This window comes from Aeromonas sp. s10 (assembly GCF_040907975.1).
Lineage (GTDB): Bacteria > Pseudomonadota > Gammaproteobacteria > Enterobacterales > Aeromonadaceae > Aeromonas > Aeromonas caviae.
The window spans coordinates 46,735-64,868 of record NZ_JBFOCV010000028.1 but is presented as its reverse complement, the minus strand read 5'-3'; the positions used below and the strand labels follow the sequence as shown (position 1 = coordinate 64,868).

The 18,134-nt window shown below is 61.5% G+C and carries 15 protein-coding genes; 9 read left to right on the top strand and 6 right to left on the bottom strand.

Annotated elements, in window-relative coordinates:
* Positions 1 to 42: 42 nt before the first annotated feature.
* From AB5Y59_RS07025 to AB5Y59_RS07015, 3 genes are all read right to left on the bottom strand, one after another.
* Positions 43 to 504 carry a hotdog fold thioesterase gene (locus AB5Y59_RS07025; protein WP_216944371.1) on the bottom strand — a complete coding sequence of 154 codons (462 nt, stop codon included), beginning with the start codon at positions 502 to 504 and terminating at the stop codon, positions 43 to 45.
* Positions 505 to 630: 126 nt separating this feature from the next.
* Positions 631 to 1,119, bottom strand: a complete 489-nt coding sequence (locus AB5Y59_RS07020; protein WP_052816362.1) for a hypothetical protein — start codon at positions 1,117 to 1,119, stop codon at positions 631 to 633.
* The gene (locus AB5Y59_RS07015; RefSeq protein WP_368211723.1) at positions 1,119 to 4,175 is read right to left on the bottom strand and encodes an FAD-binding and (Fe-S)-binding domain-containing protein; all 3,057 of its coding nucleotides are present in this window, start codon (positions 4,173 to 4,175) and stop codon (positions 1,119 to 1,121) included. The genes AB5Y59_RS07020 and AB5Y59_RS07015 overlap by 1 nt, the downstream gene beginning before the upstream one ends.
* A gap of 169 nt (positions 4,176 to 4,344) precedes the next feature.
* Here AB5Y59_RS07015 and AB5Y59_RS07010 point away from each other — a divergent pair, with 169 nt between their 5' ends.
* The 5 genes from AB5Y59_RS07010 to AB5Y59_RS06990 all read left to right on the top strand — a co-directional run bounded on the left by AB5Y59_RS07010 (position 4,345) and on the right by AB5Y59_RS06990 (position 10,754).
* Entirely contained in the window at positions 4,345 to 5,271 is a 927-nt protein-coding gene (locus tag AB5Y59_RS07010; protein ID WP_368211721.1) for a cation diffusion facilitator family transporter, read from the top strand.
* Between the two features lie 357 nt (positions 5,272 to 5,628).
* Positions 5,629 to 6,156: a hypothetical protein gene (locus AB5Y59_RS07005; RefSeq protein ID WP_234927711.1), complete on the top strand. Its 528-nt coding sequence runs from the start codon at positions 5,629 to 5,631 to the stop codon at positions 6,154 to 6,156.
* 638 nt (positions 6,157 to 6,794) lie between these two features.
* Positions 6,795 to 8,336, top strand: a complete 1,542-nt coding sequence (locus tag AB5Y59_RS07000; RefSeq protein ID WP_322131861.1) for a TerC family protein — start codon at positions 6,795 to 6,797, stop codon at positions 8,334 to 8,336.
* 176 nt (positions 8,337 to 8,512) lie between these two features.
* Positions 8,513 to 9,622 (top strand): alkene reductase, encoded by a 1,110-nt coding sequence (locus tag AB5Y59_RS06995; protein WP_263308710.1) that lies wholly within the window; start codon positions 8,513 to 8,515, stop codon positions 9,620 to 9,622.
* 145 nt (positions 9,623 to 9,767) lie between these two features.
* Positions 9,768 to 10,754 carry a zinc-binding dehydrogenase gene (locus AB5Y59_RS06990; protein WP_368211720.1) on the top strand — a complete coding sequence of 329 codons (987 nt, stop codon included), beginning with the start codon at positions 9,768 to 9,770 and terminating at the stop codon, positions 10,752 to 10,754.
* A 74-nt stretch (positions 10,755 to 10,828) separates the two neighbouring features.
* On the opposite strand, the gene AB5Y59_RS06985 is transcribed toward AB5Y59_RS06990, so the two are convergent.
* The gene (locus AB5Y59_RS06985) at positions 10,829 to 11,848 is read right to left on the bottom strand and encodes an adenosine deaminase (RefSeq protein ID WP_323951748.1); all 1,020 of its coding nucleotides are present in this window, start codon (positions 11,846 to 11,848) and stop codon (positions 10,829 to 10,831) included.
* 201 nt (positions 11,849 to 12,049) lie between these two features.
* Here AB5Y59_RS06985 and AB5Y59_RS06980 point away from each other — a divergent pair, with 201 nt between their 5' ends.
* The 4 genes from AB5Y59_RS06980 (at position 12,050) to AB5Y59_RS06965 (ending at position 16,195) form a co-directional block, all read left to right on the top strand.
* Complete coding sequence (locus AB5Y59_RS06980) at positions 12,050 to 12,799, top strand: HAD-IIA family hydrolase (RefSeq protein WP_010675115.1); 750 nt, start codon at positions 12,050 to 12,052, stop codon at positions 12,797 to 12,799.
* Between the two features lie 143 nt (positions 12,800 to 12,942).
* Positions 12,943 to 13,311, top strand: a complete 369-nt coding sequence (locus tag AB5Y59_RS06975; protein WP_039038770.1) for a cupin domain-containing protein — start codon at positions 12,943 to 12,945, stop codon at positions 13,309 to 13,311.
* Positions 13,312 to 13,516: 205 nt separating this feature from the next.
* Positions 13,517 to 15,181 (top strand): asparagine synthase B, encoded by a 1,665-nt coding sequence (gene asnB / locus AB5Y59_RS06970; protein WP_010675117.1) that lies wholly within the window; start codon positions 13,517 to 13,519, stop codon positions 15,179 to 15,181.
* Positions 15,182 to 15,394: 213 nt separating this feature from the next.
* A complete protein-coding gene (locus tag AB5Y59_RS06965; protein ID WP_201890111.1) occupies positions 15,395 to 16,195 on the top strand; it encodes an NYN domain-containing protein in 801 nt (266 codons plus the stop codon).
* A 227-nt stretch (positions 16,196 to 16,422) separates the two neighbouring features.
* Here AB5Y59_RS06965 and maiA read toward each other — a convergent pair whose 3' ends face one another.
* Together maiA and AB5Y59_RS06955 are read right to left on the bottom strand one after the other, a co-directional pair.
* Positions 16,423 to 17,061: a maleylacetoacetate isomerase gene (gene maiA, locus AB5Y59_RS06960; protein ID WP_201890112.1), complete on the bottom strand. Its 639-nt coding sequence runs from the start codon at positions 17,059 to 17,061 to the stop codon at positions 16,423 to 16,425.
* Positions 17,062 to 17,130: 69 nt separating this feature from the next.
* On the bottom strand, positions 17,131 to 18,129 hold the full coding sequence (locus AB5Y59_RS06955) for a fumarylacetoacetate hydrolase family protein (protein WP_134997387.1): 999 nt from the start codon (positions 18,127 to 18,129) through the stop codon (positions 17,131 to 17,133).
* Between the last annotated feature and the right edge of the window lie 5 nt (positions 18,130 to 18,134).

Sequence of the window (18,134 nt, the reverse complement as noted above, 5' to 3'; positions counted from 1 at the left end):
CTATGGCTTGCTTATTTTTCACTCATGATGCGTTATTGCGGATCACGCTTCGCCAGAGTCCTTGTCCCGCTTGTGCTTGAGCACCGCCATGGTCAATCGGCTGGTGCACAATAAACGACCACGTTCATCCCGAATTTCGATCTGCCACACCTGAGTCGTGGTCCCCAGATGCAGCGGGCTGCAGCGCCCCGTCACCACCCCTTCCCGCTTGGCCCTCAGGTGGTTGGCATTGACCTCCAGCCCCACGCAGTAGCTCTCCGCTCCCACCGCCATGTTGGCCGCAAGCGATCCCAGCGTTTCCGCCAGCACCACGGAGGCGCCGCCGTGCAGCATGCCGAGTGGCTGATGGGTGCGATGATCCACCGGCATGGTGGCCTCCAGCCAGTCGGGGCCAAAGGCGCTGTAGACGATGTCGAGGTGGGCCATCAGGGTGTTGCGGGAGCTGGCGTTGAGCCCCTCCAGGCTCATGGGTTTGCGCCAGATGGGGCTGCTTTCTTGACTCATGGTGAGCGGACTCCTTGCGTGATCAACGGGTTATCGCTGCGCTGTAGCGGCAAACCAGCAGTGTCGGCGAAAAAGGCGCAAAAAAAAAGATGCCCACGCCGGGGCATCTTGCATCGAGGTTTGCCCTCACCAGGGATAGGTCACCCCTGGCCACTCGGCCCAGGGACCGTCCCGCCCCGGCAGGCGCGGCTCGGACCAGCGCCATACCTTGCCGAGCCAGGTGCGCAGTTCGGCTTCGAGTTCGCTGTCCGTGAGCGGCGCCTCGGCCACCTTCCAGAAGAAGAGCTCCACCTGCACCTCCGGCAGCACCGACGGATAGAGGTAAACCCCGCCCCAGAAGCGGGGCTCCCTGTCCGGACTCCAGAGGCCATAGGCAAAGGAGCGCTTGGCCAGAAACTCGGCGTGCTGCCACTCCAAATCGGCCTCGTGCTGACTCAGGCTGAAATTGGCTGAGGGCCACACATCGTCCGGGCGAAACAGCTGATGGAGCTGATCCCGCTCGCGCAGGATGGCGACAAACTCCACCACGGCCTGGGACGGCGTGGTGGGGAGCAACAGAAAATGCGGGTGCCGATAGGCCTTTGGCACCCGGAACCCCTTGGGAAAGTGGAGCATCAGATCAGTTCCAGCAGGGCCTGCAGCGGATGCTTGAGCTTCTCCCCCTCCATCCGCTTGACCTGGCTGCGGCACGAATAACCGGTGGCCAGACAACGGGCTTGCGGCAGGCGAGCCAGGGGCTCGGCCCAGCTCAGACCGTAGATCCCCTTGGAGTTCTCCACCTGTTTGGCGTCGTGACCATAGGTGCCCGCCATGCCGCAGCAACCCACCGACACCGGCTGCAAACGCGCACCGAAGCGGCCAAACAGGGTGCTCCAATCACCGTGGGTGGTGGGCTTGGCGGTCTTCTCGGTGCAGTGGGCAAACAGATACCAGGGGTCGGTGCCAACCTCTTCCCGCAGCGGCAACGCCTCGGCAGGCAGGGAGAGCAGCCACTCCTGGGGCAGCAGCACCTGGAAATCGCCGCGGGCGGGGCCGAGCGCCTTCACGTACTCGTCCCGGTAGCAGAGCACCAGAGAGGGGTCGACCCCCACCATGGGGATGCCGAGGGCCGCCACCTTGTTGAGGAACTGGGCGCTGCTGGCAGCAGTGCGGGCGAAGGCGCGCAGGAATCCCTTCACGTGCTGGGGCTTGCCGTTGGGTTTGAACGGCAGCAGGTAGGGCTGATAACCCAGCTTGCTGGCCAGCTTCACCAGGTCACGCACCACGGGGGCGTCGTAGTAGCTGGTGAAGGGATCCTGCACGATGAGCACCACTTTTTGGCGCTGCTCGGGGCTCATGGCCTCGAGGCCCGGCAGATCGAAATAGCGGGCGCGGTGATCCCGCAGCTCCTCGGCCAGGGTCGGCACGGAGAGCAGCGGCACATCCACCATGCCGATGCTCTTCTCGGTCGCCTTCTGGGCCCACTCTTTTTCGAGGAAGAAGTTGACCAGCTTGGGGGCCTTGGCCAGCAGGGGCGCATAGCTTTCTACCGTGCCCACGAAATAATCCTTGGGGCCGCGCAGATATCGGCTGTGATAGAGCTGCATGAAGCGGGCGCGGAAGGTGGGCACATCCACCTTGATGGGGCACTGGCTGGTGCATGCCTTGCACGCAAGGCACCCCTCCATCGCCTCCATCACCTCGTGGGAGAAGTCATACTCGCCCCGGGCGCGGGCCACCGTATTGCGGAACTTGTCGACGATCTGCTTGAAGCGCAGACCCCCGCTTTGCAGCGCCACCTCTTCGGCAAGGGGATCGAAGCCCTGCTCCGACAACTGGCGCAGCCATTCACGCATCAGGCCAGCCCGCCCCTTGGGGGAGTGACGGCGGTCGCGGCTGATCTTGACCGAGGGGCACATGGGGGAGTCGGTCTCGAAGGTGAAACACAGACCGTTGCCGTTGCAATCCAGCGCCCGTGTATAGCTCTCGCGCACGGCAATCGGGATCTGGCGGTCGAACTTGCCGCGCTTGGGCCCGTCCACCGAGACAAGCGAAGCGCCGCTGCCATAAGGCATGCAGATCTTGCCCGGGTTGATGCGGTTGGCCGGGTCGAACGCCCCCTTGACCCGTTGCAGCTCTTCCCACAGCTCGCCGAAGAAGGCGGGGCTGTATTCGGAGCGAAAGCCCTTGCCGTGCTCCCCCCACATCAGGCCGCCGTATTTGGCGGTGAGCGCCACCACCTGATCGGAGATGCGCCGCAGCAGCACCTCCTGCTCGGGATCGCACAAGTCCAGCGCCGGGCGCACGTGCAGCACCCCGGCATCGACATGGCCGAACATGCCGTAGTCAAGGCCGTGAGCGTCCAGCAGGGCGCGAAACTCCATGATGAAGTCCGCCAGGGATTCCGGCGGCACGGCGGTGTCTTCGGTGAAGGCCACCGGCTTCTTGCGCCCCTCGGCGTTGCCGAGCAGCCCCACCGACTTCTTGCGCATGCCATAGATGGTCTCGATGCTGGCCAGGTGGTCGCACACCTGATAGCCAATGACCCCGGCTTCACCACGCGCCAGCAGGCCGTCGATCCGCCGGCACAGCTCCGCCACCTTGGCCTTGTGCGCATCCTCGTCAGTGTCGGCAAACTCGACGATGTTGAGCCCCTGCAGATCCTTGCCGGGCACATCCTGGATGAGATCCTTCACCGAGTGCCAGATGATGTCGGCGCGGGCCAGTCCCAGCACCCGGGAGTCCACCGTCTCCACCGACAGCGCCTGGGCCTCGACCATAAAGGGGGCATTGCGCAGCGCGGAGGGGAAGCTGTCGTACTTGACGTTGACCAAAGTCCGGTAGCGCGGGATGGGGGTGATGTTGAGGCGGGCTTCGGTGATAAAGCCCAAGGAGCCTTCCGAGCCGCACAGCACCCGGCTCACATCCAGAGTGTCGGTATCGGGCTGATAGAGGTGCTTGAGATCGTAACCGGTCAGAAAGCGGTTGAGCTTGGGGAAGGTGGCTTCGATGTCGGCACGCCGCTCGCGGCCGATGCGATAGAGGGTGCGATAGATCTCCCCCTCCCGGTTCTCGAGGGCCAGCTTGTCCGCCAGACGCTGACCGGTCACCGGCTCGGTCGCCATGAGATCGCCGTTTTCCAGCACGGCCTTGAGGCCGAGCACGTGATCCGAGGTCTTGCCGTACACCAGCGACCCCTGACCGGACGCATCGGTGTTGACCATGCCCCCCAGGGTGGCGCGATTGGAGGTGGAGAGATCCGGCGAGAAGAAGTAACCGTGGGGTTTGAGATAGGCGTTGAGCTGGTCTTTCACCACCCCGGCCTGGGCCCGCACCCAGCCCTCTTCCAGATTAATTTCCATGATCTGGTTCATATGGCGCGAGAGATCGACGATAATGCCGCCGCCCAAGGATTGGCCATTGGTGCCGGTACCGCCGCCGCGAGGGAAGAAACTCAAGGTTGCGTACTCGGGCCCCTGAGCCAGCTTGAGCATCACCGCTATGTCATCCGCGCTGCGCGGATAGAGAACCGCCTGAGGTACTACCTGATAGACGCTGTTATCCGTCGCCATCGCCAACCGGCTTGCATAAGACTTTTCGATATCACCACGAAATGCTGATCGCGCCAGCAACTCAAGAAACTGCAGGGTTGTAGGTGACAAACTGTCCTGGTAATCGAGTCTCGGGATCATGAATCCTTGTTCCCATCCTTTGCTTGATGCCGGCATTCCGGCGACAACGACCGTTCGGGCCTGCCTCTTTGCGGGTGTCCGAACCAGTCCGCTCACATGTGAGCGGGCAGTATATCAGCTAGAAAACCGCTTGCGCGCGCAATCTTCACCATTTGAAAGGAGGACTTTTATGGCTCACTACAGCCATGTTATCAGTACGCTTATTCGCACCGAAAAACAGGCGCTGACCCTGTCGCTGTTTGGTTGCATCACCTTTGCCATTTTCGGGATCGGCTATGGTCTGTTCGTCGGTTCCAACGCCATCATGCTGGACGGCATCTTCACCCTGTTCAGCATGGGCATGACGGGCCTTGGGCTCATCACCGCCTACCTGGTTACCCGCCCCTCCGACGCCCGTTTCCAATACGGCTACGCCCATTTCGAACCCATCACCAACGTCATCAACGGCGCCATCATTCTGCTGCTCTGCCTCGGTGCCCTCTATGGCGGCATCACCTCCCTACTGGCGGGCGGACGGGAGATCGATCTCGGCCACGCCCTCATCTATGCCGTCGTCTCCACCTTCTTCTGCAGCATCCTCTATCTCATCGAGGCCGACGTGGCCGAGCGGGTCAACTCCGAGCTGGTGCGGGTGGACTCCAAGGAGTGGCTGGTGGATACCCTGCTCAGCGCCACCCTGCTCATCGGCTTTCTGGTCGCCATCGGGCTCGATACCCTGGGTTACGGCCACTACAACCGCTACATAGACCCCATGCTGGTCTCCCTGCTGGCCCTGTGCGCCACCCTAATTCCCATCAAGGTGCTCGGTCGCAACCTGCGGGAGGTGCTGAAGATCGCCCCCAAGGGAGAGGTCAAGCAGCGAGTCGAACACGAGATCGAGGCCCTGCGCCAGCGCCATGGCATCGAATGCTACAGCCACCTGGCGAAAAGCGGCCGCCGCTTCGATCTCGAGCTCAACATCCTGGTGGCCCCCGGCCAGGAGTGGCCCGTCGAGCGCCAGGATGCCCTGCGCCAGGAGCTCTGGTCCCGCCTCGGCGACACCCTGGGAGACGCCTGGCTGTCGGTCTGCTTCACCCGCGAGAAACGCTGGCTCTGATCCGGCGCTCGTCATTGCGCTGCAACGCGGGGCCCAGTCGCCCCGCGTCATGACTCCCGGCGCAACCGCCGCCAAGTTCCCTCCTCTGTCGAGGCCCCATCCTGCTTACCCCCTCACTCCTCGCGCCTTCCCCCTGTCCCGTTCAACCCGCCAGGAGAAAACGTTTGCCACCCCTTCCGGATCAATATTCACTTTCATCCCAGGGAAAAATAATGAAAATTCGTTGCTAAAATAAAGTACCGCCGCTATTTATTCCGATCAGGGATGAAGGCTATTTCCTGCCTGGCAATGGAATTGTTGTTAACCGGAAAAATAAAATAATAAATCTCGTATCATTAAACAGTTGAGGTAATGTCCATGAAGAAAGTACTGATCGCTGCCATAACCCTGGCCATGGCGGGTGCGGCGAGCGCCGCCATTCCCCAGTTGAATTATCAGTGCCCGGGTCAAATCCAGATGCACAGCGATGAAGGTGGCCCCGTCTATATCAATGGCAAGGAGGCCAAACTCAAGAAGTACAGCGAGGAGTTCTACGAGGCCAAGGGTGCCGGCGTCACCCTCTCCATCAGCAACACCGGGGGCCAGTACGATGTCTCCTACACCAGCAAGAAGGGCTCGGGTACCTGCCAGCCAGGCTCCTCTGCGGCCCCTGCTGCAGCCACTGCCTCAGCCCCTGCCCACAAGGGCAGCCTCGCCGAGAAAGCCTGCCTGCAAGCGGTCTCCGCCAAGACCAAGGTGGCCCAGAGCAAGTTGCAGGTGACCGATGTGATGGACTCCGAGGCAGGGGTGGGCGTGACCATCAAGGTGCCGGGCGCAGAGGCTCCCTGGTCATGCCTGAGCGACAAGAAAGGGCATGTTCAGGGCGCGGCCTATACCGGCAATTGACCTGACGACCAGGGTTAACGTCCCCTGAAACAACCCGTGTGAGCGCAAACGAGGAGGCCTGGGCCTCCTTGCTTTTTATACGCTGAATATATGATTCATGTGAATTAGTTGGTGGCGAACAAGTTAAATTTAGAATAATAACTCCATATCAAACACCATAACCCCCTCTATTCCTTCTTTCTCCCATGACACAGCCGCAATATTTCCCCCTGAAACAAATTATTACAAAAATAATGGATATATATGAGCCTGATGAATCCGGTTGTTGGTATCAGATCGTTTATTTTCCTTGTTCAGCACCTATATTTGTGATCGTGTCAATGTGTCGCTCTTTTATCTCCAGTCAAACTTGGCTGCGCATCAATGCCTCTTTCCCTTGCCTCCCCCGTCGGCAATCCCCTCGTCGCGTCCCCCTGACAGCCCCCTTGCCAAATGGCGGCGAGTCGTTATCATCAGGGCTCACTTTTGACCCGAGGTTTTATTGCCCATCATGGACAATCCCCGAAGTAGCCCTTCGTCTTTTCCCATCAAAGCCTATCTGTACCTGCTCAACCAACGCCTCTGAAGCGATCGTCTCCGTCACCACGGCCACGCCGTGACCACGATTCACTGCATCTGTCTTCATTGAGGTCAATCACATGGAATTCTTGCTGGACCCGTCAATCTGGGTCGGTCTGCTTACCCTGATCATCCTGGAAATCGTTCTCGGGATAGACAACCTGGTCTTCATCGCCATCCTGGTGAAAAAACTGCCCCCCGCCCAGCGGGACAAGGCGCGCATCATCGGTCTCTCCCTGGCCCTGCTGATGCGCCTGGGACTGCTCACCATCATGTCATGGCTGGTCACCCTCACGGCTCCTCTGCTGCACATCTGGGATCACCCCTTCTCCGGTCGGGATCTCATCCTGATGGGAGGCGGCCTTTTCCTGCTGTTCAAGGCCACCTCCGAGCTGCATGAGCGACTCGAGGCCAAGCCCGAGGAGCAAGGCGGCACCGGCGTCTATGCCGGGTTCGGGGTGGTGATCGCCCAGATCCTGGTGCTGGATGCGGTCTTCTCCCTGGACTCCATCATCACCGCCGTCGGCATGGTGGATCACCTCGGCGTCATGATGGCGGCCGTAACCATCGCCATGGTAGTGATGGTGCTCGCATCCAAGCCCCTGACCCGCTTCGTCAACGCCCACCCCACTGTGGTGGTGCTCTGCCTGAGCTTCCTCTTGATGATCGGCTTCAGCCTGGTGGCGGAGGGCTTCGGCTTCCACATTCCGAAGGGCTACCTCTACGCGGCCATCGGCTTCTCGGTGCTCATCGAGTTCTTCAACCAGCTCGCCCAGCGCAGTGCCCTGCGCCACGAGGCGCGCCAGCCCCTGCGCGAGCGCACCACCGCCGCCATCTTCAAGTTGATGGGGGGGAACAAGCGCTCCACCCACCCGCAGGAGGACGAAGAAGAGGTGCAGGCTCAGCCCCTGCCCCCCGGTTTCGGTGAAGAGGAGCGTTACATGGTGAGCGGCGTTCTGTCGCTGGCCGAGCGTTCCATTCGCACCATCATGACCCCGCGCTCCGAGATGGAGTGGATCGACGTGAGCGACAGCGAGGACGAGATCCGCGCCCTGCTGCAACGGGCCCCCCACAGCCTGTTCCCGGTCTGTGACGGGGAGCTGGACGAGATCATCGGGGTGGTCAAGGCTCGGGATCTGCTGTTTGCCCTCAACGAGGGGCAGTCCCTGGCAGCGCTTGCCAGACAGAACGAGCCCGTCATCGTGCCCCAGACCATCAACGTGATCCGGCTGCTGGCGGAGCTGCGCCAGGCCAGGGGCAGCCTCATCCTGGTGGCGGACGAGTTTGGCGTCATCCAGGGACTGGTCACCAACCACGATCTGCTGGAGGCCATCGTCGGCGAACTGCCGGACGAGGACGAGACCCCCGATGTGGTGCGCGAGGGCGAGCACTGGCTCATCCACGGCACCACCAACATCCATCAGGTGGAGCAGGCCCTGAACTGCGACGGTCTGGTGAGCGAGAGCGACGAGTACGTGACCCTGGCGGGCATGTTGCTCTCCCACTTCGGCAGCCTGCCAGACGTCGGTCAGCAGTTGCACCTCGGCCAGTTCCGCTTCGAGGTCATGGCCGTGAGCGAGCGGCGCATCGAGCGAGTACGGGTTACCCCACTCTCCCCTTGATCATCGGCGGCAATCACAGCAAGAGAGGGCCCTTGGCCCTCTTTTTTCTGGCGCGAGCCCGGCCCCTCCCGGGCCATTGCTGCGATAACGGCAATTCTCTTCTGCAATACCCCCTCTTTTTCACAATAACAATCCCCTTTAGAGTCACCTCACTCCCAAAGATTGAGGAATCCATCATGCATCACGATCCCCTGTTCTGCCCCCTTCGCCTCGGCCAGCTGCACCTTGCCAACCGCATCGTCATGCCCCCCATGACCCGCTCCCGCGCCAGCCAGCCCGGGGACGTGGCCAACGCCATGATGGCGACCTACTACGCCCAGCGTGCCGGGGCCGGCCTCATCATCAGCGAAGGCACCCAGATAGATCCCCTGGGCAAGGGCTACGCCTGGACGCCGGGCATCCACAGCGCCGAGCAGGTGGCAGGCTGGAAGCAGGTAACAGACGCGGTCCACGCCGAGGGGGGCATTATGTTCGCCCAGCTCTGGCACGTGGGCCGGGTCACCCATCCTGACAACATCGGCGGCGCCCAGCCCCTCTCCTCCTCCGCCATCCAGGCCAAGGGAGTGAAGGTATTCGTCGACAACGGCAGCGATGCCCCGGGGTTTGTGGAGACCGTCACCCCGCGCGCCATGACCCAGGCCGACATCGACGCCGTGGTGGGGCAGTTTCGCCAGGCCGCCCGCAACGCCATGGAGGCGGGCTTTGACGGCATCGAATTGCACGCCGCCAACGGCTACCTCATCAACCAGTTCCTCGACTCCGAGTCCAATACCCGCACCGACGGCTATGGCGGTTCGCTCGAAAACCGGCTGCGTTTCCTCAAAGAGGTGACCGAGGCGGTCTGTAACGAGATCGGTCCCGACCGGGTCGGGGTACGCCTTGCGCCGCTCACCACCCTCAACGGCACCGTGGATGCCAACCCCCAGGAGACCTATCTGGCCGCCGCGCGCCTGCTGGGCCAGCTCGGCGTGGTCTATCTGCACGTCGCCGAAGCGGACTGGGACGACGCCCCCCTGATGGCGGAGAGCTTCAAGCAGGGGCTGCGCGACGCCTTCCCCAACACCCTCATCTACGCCGGCAAGTACGATGGGGAACGCGCCCGCGCCGCCATCGAGGCGGGCTGGGCCGACATGATTGGCTTCGGTCGCCCCTTCGTGGCCAACCCCGACTTGCCAAACCGCCTGCGCCACGGCCATCCGTTCGCCCCCCATGATCCCGCCACCCTGTTTGGCGGCGGCGAGAAAGGGCTGACGGACTACCCCGTCTATGGGGCAGAGCGGGCATAAGGCGGCTGGCGCCGAACGCCTTACCGGGCGGGCCCCACCAGCGTGGGGTCCGCCTTGTTGTCTCGCCAGTGCAACAACAACTCAAGCTATTGTTACGCCATGTAATTCAATCAAGGCACCCACCCCTCTCATCCAAGGAGTCACCATGACCCATACCCAGGCCTGGTGCTGGCACGCCCCCGGCGAACCGGACCAGCTCACCCTCACCCGGCAAGCGCTCCCCACCCCCGGGCCCGACGAGGTCCTCGTCGCCAACCGGATCATCGCCTTCAATCCGGTGGACTGGAAACTCATCGAACAGGGTCATCCCCACTGGCAGCCCGGCCATGTGCCCGGCGTCGATGGCATGGGCACCCTGGTGGCACTGGGGGCCAACGTCACCCACCTGCGCCCCGGCACCCGGGTCGCCTATCACACCGACTTGCGCCACGGCGGCAGCTTTGCCCGCCACACCCTGGTGCCGGCTCGCGCCCTGATGCCGGTGCCCGATGCCCTGAGCGACGAGGCGGCCGCCGCGCTCCCCTGCCCCGGCCTCACCGCCTGGCAGGCACTGGCCAAGCTGCCTCACCTGCACGGGGAGGCCCTGCTCATCACGGGGGCTGGCAGCAGTGTCGGCCGCTTCGCGGTGCAACTTGCCCTCCAGAAGGGGGCCCGCGTCTTTGCCAGCGCCAGCCCGCGCCACCACCAGTGGCTCAAACAGCTAGGCGTGCAGGGGGTGTCGGACTATCGGGATCCCGACTGGCTGGCCCAGTTGCAGGCCGCCAACGGCGGTGAACCCTTCGAGGGGATCATCGATCTGGTCTCCAGCCAGCAGGCAGAAGCCTTGCTGCCTGCCCTTGGCTATTACGGCCACATGGTGACGGTGCTCGGGCGCATCGCGCGCAACCCGCTGCCCGCCTTTAGCCATTGCCACTCGTTGCACGAGATTGCCCTCGGCGCCCAGCACGCCTTTGGCTCGGACAAACAGTGGAGCCGTCTGGTGGCGGCCGGTGTCGCCATGATGGCGCTGATGGCGAGCGGCGAGCTGACCCTGCCGCCGCTGGTGGTGGGCGACTTCGACGCCCTGCCCTCCCTGCTCACTCGCGTCAAGCAGGAGGGACAAGGGGAAAAGTATCTGGTGAGGGTGGGTTGATACCCGCCCAACGATGGCACAAAGAGGCCCGCCATGGCGGGCCTCCTCCATTCAAGGTGTGCAAGGCAGCCTGCTCAGTGCAGGCTCACCCCGTGCAGGGCGGCATGGAGGCGAATGTCCCGGGTCAGGCGCACCTTGTCCGCAAGGCTCAGCCAGCTCGCCTCCACGGCATTGAGACTGAGGCGGCACAGCTGCTCCTGGCTGGCGCCAAGCCCGTCGGCCAGGGCCTGGAAGTTCGCCCCCAGGTATCCCCCGAAATAGGCGGGATCGTCGGAGTTCACGGTGACGCAGAGCCCCTGCTCCAGCAGCCTCAGCACATTGTGGTGGGCCATCTGGTCAAACACCCTGAGCCGCACGTTGGAGAGGGGGCAGACGGTGAGGGGCAGCCGTGTGTCGGCAAGATAGCTCAGCAGCGCGGGATCCTCGACGCAGCGCACCCCGTGATCGATGCGTCGCACTCCGAGCTCCCGGATCGCCTGCCAGATGTAGTCAGCCGGCCCCTCCTCCCCCGCGTGGGCCACCAGCGGCAACCCCAGCTCACGGCAGCGAGCGAAGACCCGGGCGAACTTGCTGGGCGGGTTGCCCTGCTCCCCCGAATCGAGGCCGACCCCGTGCAGGCGCGCCAGGTGCGGCGTGGCCTCTGCCAGGGTGGCGAATGCCGCTTCTTCACTCAGGTGGCGCAGGAAGCTCATGATGAGCCGCCAGCTGATGCCAAAGGCTGCTTCTCCAGCCTGCAGCGCCCGCTCGATGCCCCCCAGCACGGTGGCAAAAGGCACGCCGCGGGCGGTGTGGGTCTGGGGGTCGAAAAAGATCTCCACGTGCACCACGTGATCGGCAACGCAGCGCTCGAGATAGGCCCAGGTGAGGTCGAAGAAGTCCTGTTCGTGGATGAGCACGCTGGCGCCGAGGTAGTAGAGATCGAGGAAGGATTGCAGGCCGTCGAACTCATAGGCGGCGCGCAGGCTGTCGACATCGGGCCAGGGCAGCGCCACCCCGTTGCGCTGGCCGAGGGCGAACATCAGCTCGGGTTCGAGGGTCCCCTCGATATGCAGGTGCAGTTCCAGCTTGGGCAAGCCGGCAATAAAGTGCTCCATGATGACGGCTCCATCGTCAGACTCCGTGCGGGCACCACCGGGGCGGCGCCCTCCCTTCGCCTTCATTGTGCACCCATCTGGCCCGCCGGAGGAGACTTGTCATCAAAGGGCCTTATAATGGCGGCACAAAAACCATAACCGATTGAAGAGACGAACAGAGGGATGCCCTGTCCCCGCTCTTGCGCCCTACAAGGAGAATTCATGAAGAAAAACGTCATCTGTGACATTGACGGCGTCATCCTGCACAACAACGATCTCATTCCCGGCGCCGACCGCTTCGTCCACCGCCTGCTGGAGCAGGGCAGCAAGCTCCTGTTCCTCACCAACTACCCGGCCCAGACCCAGAAAGATCTGCAAAACCGCTTCCGCTCCGCCGGAATAGAGGTGCCCGAGGAGTGCTTCTACACCTCCGCCATGGGCACCGCCGACTTTCTCAAGCGCCAGGATGGCAAGAAGGCCTATGTGATCGGCGAAGGGGCCCTGACCCACGAGCTCTACAAGGCCGGCTTCACCATCACCGACATCGACCCGGACTTCGTGGTGGTGGGGGAGACCCGCAACTACAACTGGACCATGATGCAGCAGGGCGCCAAGTTCGTGGATCAGGGGGCCCGCTTCATCGCCACCAACCCCGACACCCACGGCCCCCTGATGTACCCGGCCTGCGGCGCCCTGTGTGCCCCCATCGAGCGGATGACCGGCAAGAAGCCCTTCTATGTCGGCAAGCCGAGCGCCTGGATCATTCGCGCGGCCCTCAACCGGATGGAGGCCCACTCCGACGACACCATCATCATCGGCGACAACTTGCGCACCGACATCCTGGCAGGCTTCCAGGCTGGTCTCGAGACGGTGCTGGTGCTCTCCGGGGTGAGCAAGGTGGCGGACATCGACCGCATGCCGTTTCGACCGAACCACATCTTTGACTCCGTGGTGGACATCGACATCGTCTGATCCCGGGTGCCGCCCTTCCGGTGGCCTTCAGCCTGCACGGGCCCCCTTGGCAAAGGGGGCCCGTTTCGTTTAACGTAAGCGCAACATCGTTAAACAAACTAAACGGGAGCAGGATGCTCCCCTCGCCACCCCAAGGACGCACCATGAAGAGCCTGAACGACTGGATCCTGCTGGACAAGCACACTGTCTCCCCCACCCCGATGATGCCGGCCCCCGAGCGCATCAGGGCCGGAACGCCGAGCCAGACGGCATGGAACCACTACTCCGACCCGAGCCAGCAGTTTCACGTGGGCTTCTGGGCTTGCGAGCCGGGCTGCTGGGCCGTTCACTATACCGAACACGAATACTGCCAGATGCTGGAAGGGGAGGCGGTGATCCACGACGAGCAGGGCGGCCGGCTGCACCTCAAACCGGGGGATCAGTTCGTCATTCCCGCCGGTTTTGTCGGGCAGTGGGAGACCCTCACCCCTTGTCGCAAGCTCTATGTGATCTTCGAACCCGCCGCGACTTGACGCGCACGTCAACCCTGACCCTCTCTCTTCAGGCGGCCGGACGGCCGCCATCCCCTGCGCAACTTGACGCTTACGGCATGATTTTCTGCGGTTTTCCCGCTTGCAAAAGGGTTTTCCGCTAGGCATTGTGATTGGCGAGGAATGTAAATGGAATTTCGAGCCCAAACGTGGGGGGCTCATATAAAAATCAAGAGGATTACCGCCAATGTGTTCTATTTTCGGCATTCTGGACATCAAGACCGACGCCACTGCCCTGCGCAAATCGGCCTTGGAGATGTCCAAGCGACTGCGTCACCGCGGGCCTGACTGGTCCGGCGTCTACAGCTCCGACAAGGCCATCCTGGTGCACGAGCGCCTGGCCATCGTCGATCCGGGCAACGGCGCACAGCCTCTCTACAACCCCGAGCGCACGCACGTATTGGCCGTCAACGGCGAGATCTACAACCACAAGGAGCTGGAGAAGAACCTCAAGGTCGACTTCCAGTTCCAGACCCACTCCGACTGTGAAGTGCTGCTGGCCCTCTACAAGGAGAAGGGCCCGGCGTTCCTGGACGATCTAAACGGCATCTTCGCCTTCATCCTCTATGACGCCGAGCAGGATGCCTACCTGATTGGTCGCGACCACATGGGGATCATCCCCCTCTATACCGGCCGCGACGAGCACGGCAACTTCTACGTCGCCTCCGAGATGAAGGCCCTGGTGCCCGTGTGCAAGAGCGTCGAAACCTTCCCGCCGGGACACTACCTGTGGAGCAAGGATGGCGAGCTCAAACAGTGGTACAAACGTGACTGGATGGAGTACGCGCCGGTCGAGCACAACGTCAGCGACAAGGCCGAGCTCAAAGCGGCCCTGGAAGCGGCGGTCAAGCGCCAGCTGATGTGCGACGTGCCCTATGGCGTGCTGCTCTCCGGTGGTCTGGATTCGTCCGTCATCTCCGCCATCACCAAGCTCTATGCCGCCCGCCGGGTGGAAGACGATGGCAAGAGCGAAGCCTGGTGGCCGCAGCTGCACTCCTTCGCCGTGGGCCTGGAAGGGTCGCCGGATCTCGCTGCCGCCCGCAAGGTGGCCGATCACCTCGGCACCATCCACCACCAGATCCACTTCACCGTGCAGGAAGGGCTGGATGCCCTGCGTGACGTCATCTATCACCTCGAGACCTATGACGTCACCACCATCCGCGCCTCTACGCCCATGTATCTGATGGCCCGCTACATCAAGGCGATGGGCATCAAGATGGTGCTGTCGGGAGAGGGCTCCGACGAGCTGTTCGGCGGCTACCTCTACTTCCACAAGGCCCCCAACGCCCGTGAGTTCCACGAGGAGAACGTGCGCAAGCTCGCCTCCCTGCATCTGTATGACTGCCTGCGGGCCAACAAGTCCATGGCCGCCTGGGGCGTGGAAGGCCGCGTGCCCTTCCTCGACAAGGAGTTCATGGACGTGGCGATGCGCCTCAATCCCGCCGACAAGATGTGCGGCAAGGGCAAGATCGAGAAGCACATCCTGCGGGAAGCCTTCGAGGATCTGCTGCCCCACGAAGTGGCGTGGCGTCAGAAGGAGCAGTTCTCCGACGGTGTGGGCTACTCCTGGATTGACAGCCTGAAAGCCATGGTCGAGGAAGAGGTGACGGATCAGATGTTCGAGGCCGCGGCCTTCCGCTTCCCCGTCAATACCCCGCTCACCAAGGAGGCGTACTACTACCGCGCCATCTTTGACGAGCACTTCCCGCTGGAGTCCGCCGCCCGCACCGTGCCCTACGGCAAGTCGGTCGCCTGCTCCACCCCGACCGCGCTCGAATGGGATGCCAAGTTCAAGGAGATGGCCGACCCCTCCGGTCGCGCCGTGATGGACGTCCACCAGCAGGGTTACTGATAATCCCAGCGGACAGTTTCACTGCGAGATAACCAAGCCCCTTTCGAGGGGCTTTTGTTTTTCTAAGTTCGCAATCAAAACACATCAATGAAAAAAACCAACTCTCTCTGATCGTTTACCTATTAATGTGATGGATGATGTTGCTCAGGCTGGGTAAGATGATTAACGTGTTTATGACACATAGGCTGACATCATCAGAGAATAGGAGCTACCTTGGTATCACCACGACTGGTTGCAAAAATTGAAGCTGAAGAACCAACCCTACGTTTGGCTGTGCTCATTGATGCAGACAATGCCCAAGCAGCAGTTATTGAGGGGTTGCTGGCAGAAATTGCACGGTTTGGAGAGGCCACTGTAAAACGTATATACGGTGACTTCACTGCGCCAACAAGCGCATCTTGGAAAAAAGTCTTACAACAATATGCCATAAAACCTATCCAGCAGTTCGCATACACCACAGGTAAAAATGCTACTGACAGTACCCTAATAATCGACGCAATGGATTTGCTCTACACACGAAAGTTCGATGGCTTTTGTCTGATAACAAGCGACTCTGATTTCACTGGTCTTGCTATGCGACTACGTGAAGAAGGGCTTACTGTTCTTGGCTTTGGTGAAAAGAAGACTCCTGATGCTTTTCGCAATGCCTGTCATAAGTTTGTGTTTACTGAATTCCTTCGTCCAGGTGCTGCAGCCCAACAAATAATATTAGATAAGAAAATTGAAAACGAACATAAACCGACAGAACACCTGCCATCCTCAGAAACAAAGCCAATTTTCCCTGCAAATTTCCTCTTGGCTGCACTAGAACAGTCAAGTGACGATGCTGGTTGGGCACAATTAGGAACCTTTGGTAGTTACCTCACAAAACTGCAGCCTGATTTCGACTCTAGGCTTTATGGCTTCAAAAAACTGTCAGATCTTGTCAAAGCCAAGACAGATTTATTTATTACGGAGGAACGGCCAGCGCCAGGATCAACACTAAAGGTTTTATATCTTCGAGCAAAACAGTGACATACCTTCCGCTGATGCTAGCCAATAATGAAGGCTGCTTATAAAGCTGCCTTCATCTCAATGACCTGGCCTGTGCTTATGCGGCTTCAGGTCTGGATGATCTTTTTGCTTTTCAGGCGTAACCCTTTGTCGTTTATCCGGAGTTCCATCTTCATTTTTTCTTTTTGGACCAGGCTTAATCCCCATCATTAACTCCTTCTAACATTGGCTTGCGTGAAATACGATTGTTACCCCTGCGCATCCGGTTGATTGGCGGGGGCGGCCTTGATAAAGGCCTGCAACTGCTCGCAGTTGGCGACGATGCGCGCAATGGTGGGGTAGTCATCCAGGGTCATGTCGAAGCGGCGGGCGTTGTAGACCTGGGGCACCAGCATGCAGTCCGCCAGGGTGACCTCGTTGCCCACGCAATAGATGCCGGCGGTGGTCATGAGAAGCTGCTCCAGCGCGGTGAAGGTCTCGTCTATCCAGTGGCGATACCAGGCATCCCGCGCCATCTTGCTCTGCCCCAGCTCCTGCTCCAGGTAGTGCAGCACGCGCAGGTTGTTGAGGGGGTGGGTGTCACAGGCGATCATGTTGACGATCTGGCGCACCCGGGCACGTTCGATGGGGGCGGAGGGCATCAGGGGGTAGGCGGGATAGGTCTCGTCGAGGTACTCCATGATGGCCACCGACTGACCCAGATGCACGTCATCGTCCACGAGAAACGGCACCAGCCCCTGGGGATTGACCCGGCGATAGGCCTTCTCCTTCTGCTCACCCTGCCGCAAGTTGACCGGGTGCTGCTCATAATCGAGCCCCTTGAGTTGCAGTACCAAACGCACGCGAAAGCTGGCCGATGAGCGCCAATATCCAAACAACTGCAGCATAGTGTGTCCCTGTGGTGGCAGGTGTCTGCCACCTGCCGTGTCGCCCGCCCCTCCAGGGGTCGGGCTCTCCTAGCTCGCCCGCTCGGCCGTTGCTTGCGTGACCCGCTGCAAAATGGTGCCAAACAGACTCATCCCGTTGCGATCCTGCATCGCGATGGACACTGTATCACCAAAGCGCAGAAAGGGTGTAGTGGCTTGACCTGACTCGATAATTTCCAGCATCCGCCGCTCGGCAAGGCAGGAGGATCCCCGGCTTCTGTCGTAGTTGGAAACGGTGCCCGATCCGATGATGCAGCCCGCCCCGAGCGGCCTTGTCTTGGCGGCATGGGCAATCAGCTCATCAAAGTTGAAGGTCATGTCCACCCCGGCGTCGGGCTGCCCGAACAGGGCGCCGTTGAGGTGGGTCACCAGGGGCAGGTGGACCTTGCCATCGCGCCAGTCATCCCCCAGCTCGTCCGGGGTGATGGCCACCGGCGAGAAGCTGCTGGAGGGCTTGGACTGGAAGAAGCCAAAGCCCTTGGCAAGCTCCCCGGGAATGAGGTTGCGCAGGCTCACGTCGTTGACCAGCATCAAGAGCTTGATGTGGGTCGCCGCCCCCTGCGAACGGGTGCCCATGGGCACGTCGTCGGTGATGACGGCGACTTCCGACTCGAAGTCGATCCCCCACTCCTCGGAGCCCATCACGATGGGGCCACGGGGCGGCAGGAAGCTGTCAGAGCCTCCCTGATACATCAGGGGATCGTGCCAGAAGCTTTCTGGCATGTCGGCGCCGCGCGCCTTGCGCACCAGCTCCACGTGATTGACGTAGGCACTGCCGTCAATCCACTGGTAGGCGCGGGGCAGCGGGGAGAGGCACGCCTCCTCATCGAAGGGGAAGGCGTCGGGGCAGGCGCCCTCGTTGAGTCGCTGATAAACCTTCGCCAATTGCGGCGCCACTTCTCCCCACTGGTCGAGGGCCGACTGCAGGGTCGGGGCAATGGTCGTCACATGGACGGCGCGCGCCAGATCGCGGCTCACCACCACCAGGGCGCCGTCGCGCTTGCCATTGTTCAGGGTTGCCAGTTTCATATCGA

Bases quoted from the DNA above. Each gene is read 5' to 3' on its own strand.
- AB5Y59_RS06985 (WP_323951748.1), bottom strand. From the start codon at position 11,848: ATGGAGCACTTTATTGCCGGCTTGCCCAAGCTGGAACTGCACCTGCAT.
- AB5Y59_RS07025 (WP_216944371.1), bottom strand. From the start codon at position 504: ATGAGTCAAGAAAGCAGCCCCATCTGGCGCAAACCCATGAGCCTGGAG.
- AB5Y59_RS06955 (WP_134997387.1), bottom strand. From the start codon at position 18,129: ATGAAACTGGCAACCCTGAACAATGGCAAGCGCGACGGCGCCCTGGTG.
- AB5Y59_RS06990 (WP_368211720.1), top strand. From the start codon at position 9,768: ATGACCCATACCCAGGCCTGGTGCTGGCACGCCCCCGGCGAACCGGAC.
- AB5Y59_RS07010 (WP_368211721.1), top strand. From the start codon at position 4,345: ATGGCTCACTACAGCCATGTTATCAGTACGCTTATTCGCACCGAAAAA.
- asnB (WP_010675117.1), top strand. From the start codon at position 13,517: ATGTGTTCTATTTTCGGCATTCTGGACATCAAGACCGACGCCACTGCC.
- AB5Y59_RS06975 (WP_039038770.1), top strand. From the start codon at position 12,943: ATGAAGAGCCTGAACGACTGGATCCTGCTGGACAAGCACACTGTCTCC.
- AB5Y59_RS07000 (WP_322131861.1), top strand. From the start codon at position 6,795: ATGGAATTCTTGCTGGACCCGTCAATCTGGGTCGGTCTGCTTACCCTG.
- AB5Y59_RS07005 (WP_234927711.1), top strand. From the start codon at position 5,629: ATGAAGAAAGTACTGATCGCTGCCATAACCCTGGCCATGGCGGGTGCG.
- AB5Y59_RS07015 (WP_368211723.1), bottom strand. From the start codon at position 4,175: ATGATCCCGAGACTCGATTACCAGGACAGTTTGTCACCTACAACCCTG.
- AB5Y59_RS06980 (WP_010675115.1), top strand. From the start codon at position 12,050: ATGAAGAAAAACGTCATCTGTGACATTGACGGCGTCATCCTGCACAAC.
- AB5Y59_RS07020 (WP_052816362.1), bottom strand. From the start codon at position 1,119: ATGCTCCACTTTCCCAAGGGGTTCCGGGTGCCAAAGGCCTATCGGCAC.
- maiA (WP_201890112.1), bottom strand. From the start codon at position 17,061: ATGCTGCAGTTGTTTGGATATTGGCGCTCATCGGCCAGCTTTCGCGTG.
- AB5Y59_RS06995 (WP_263308710.1), top strand. From the start codon at position 8,513: ATGCATCACGATCCCCTGTTCTGCCCCCTTCGCCTCGGCCAGCTGCAC.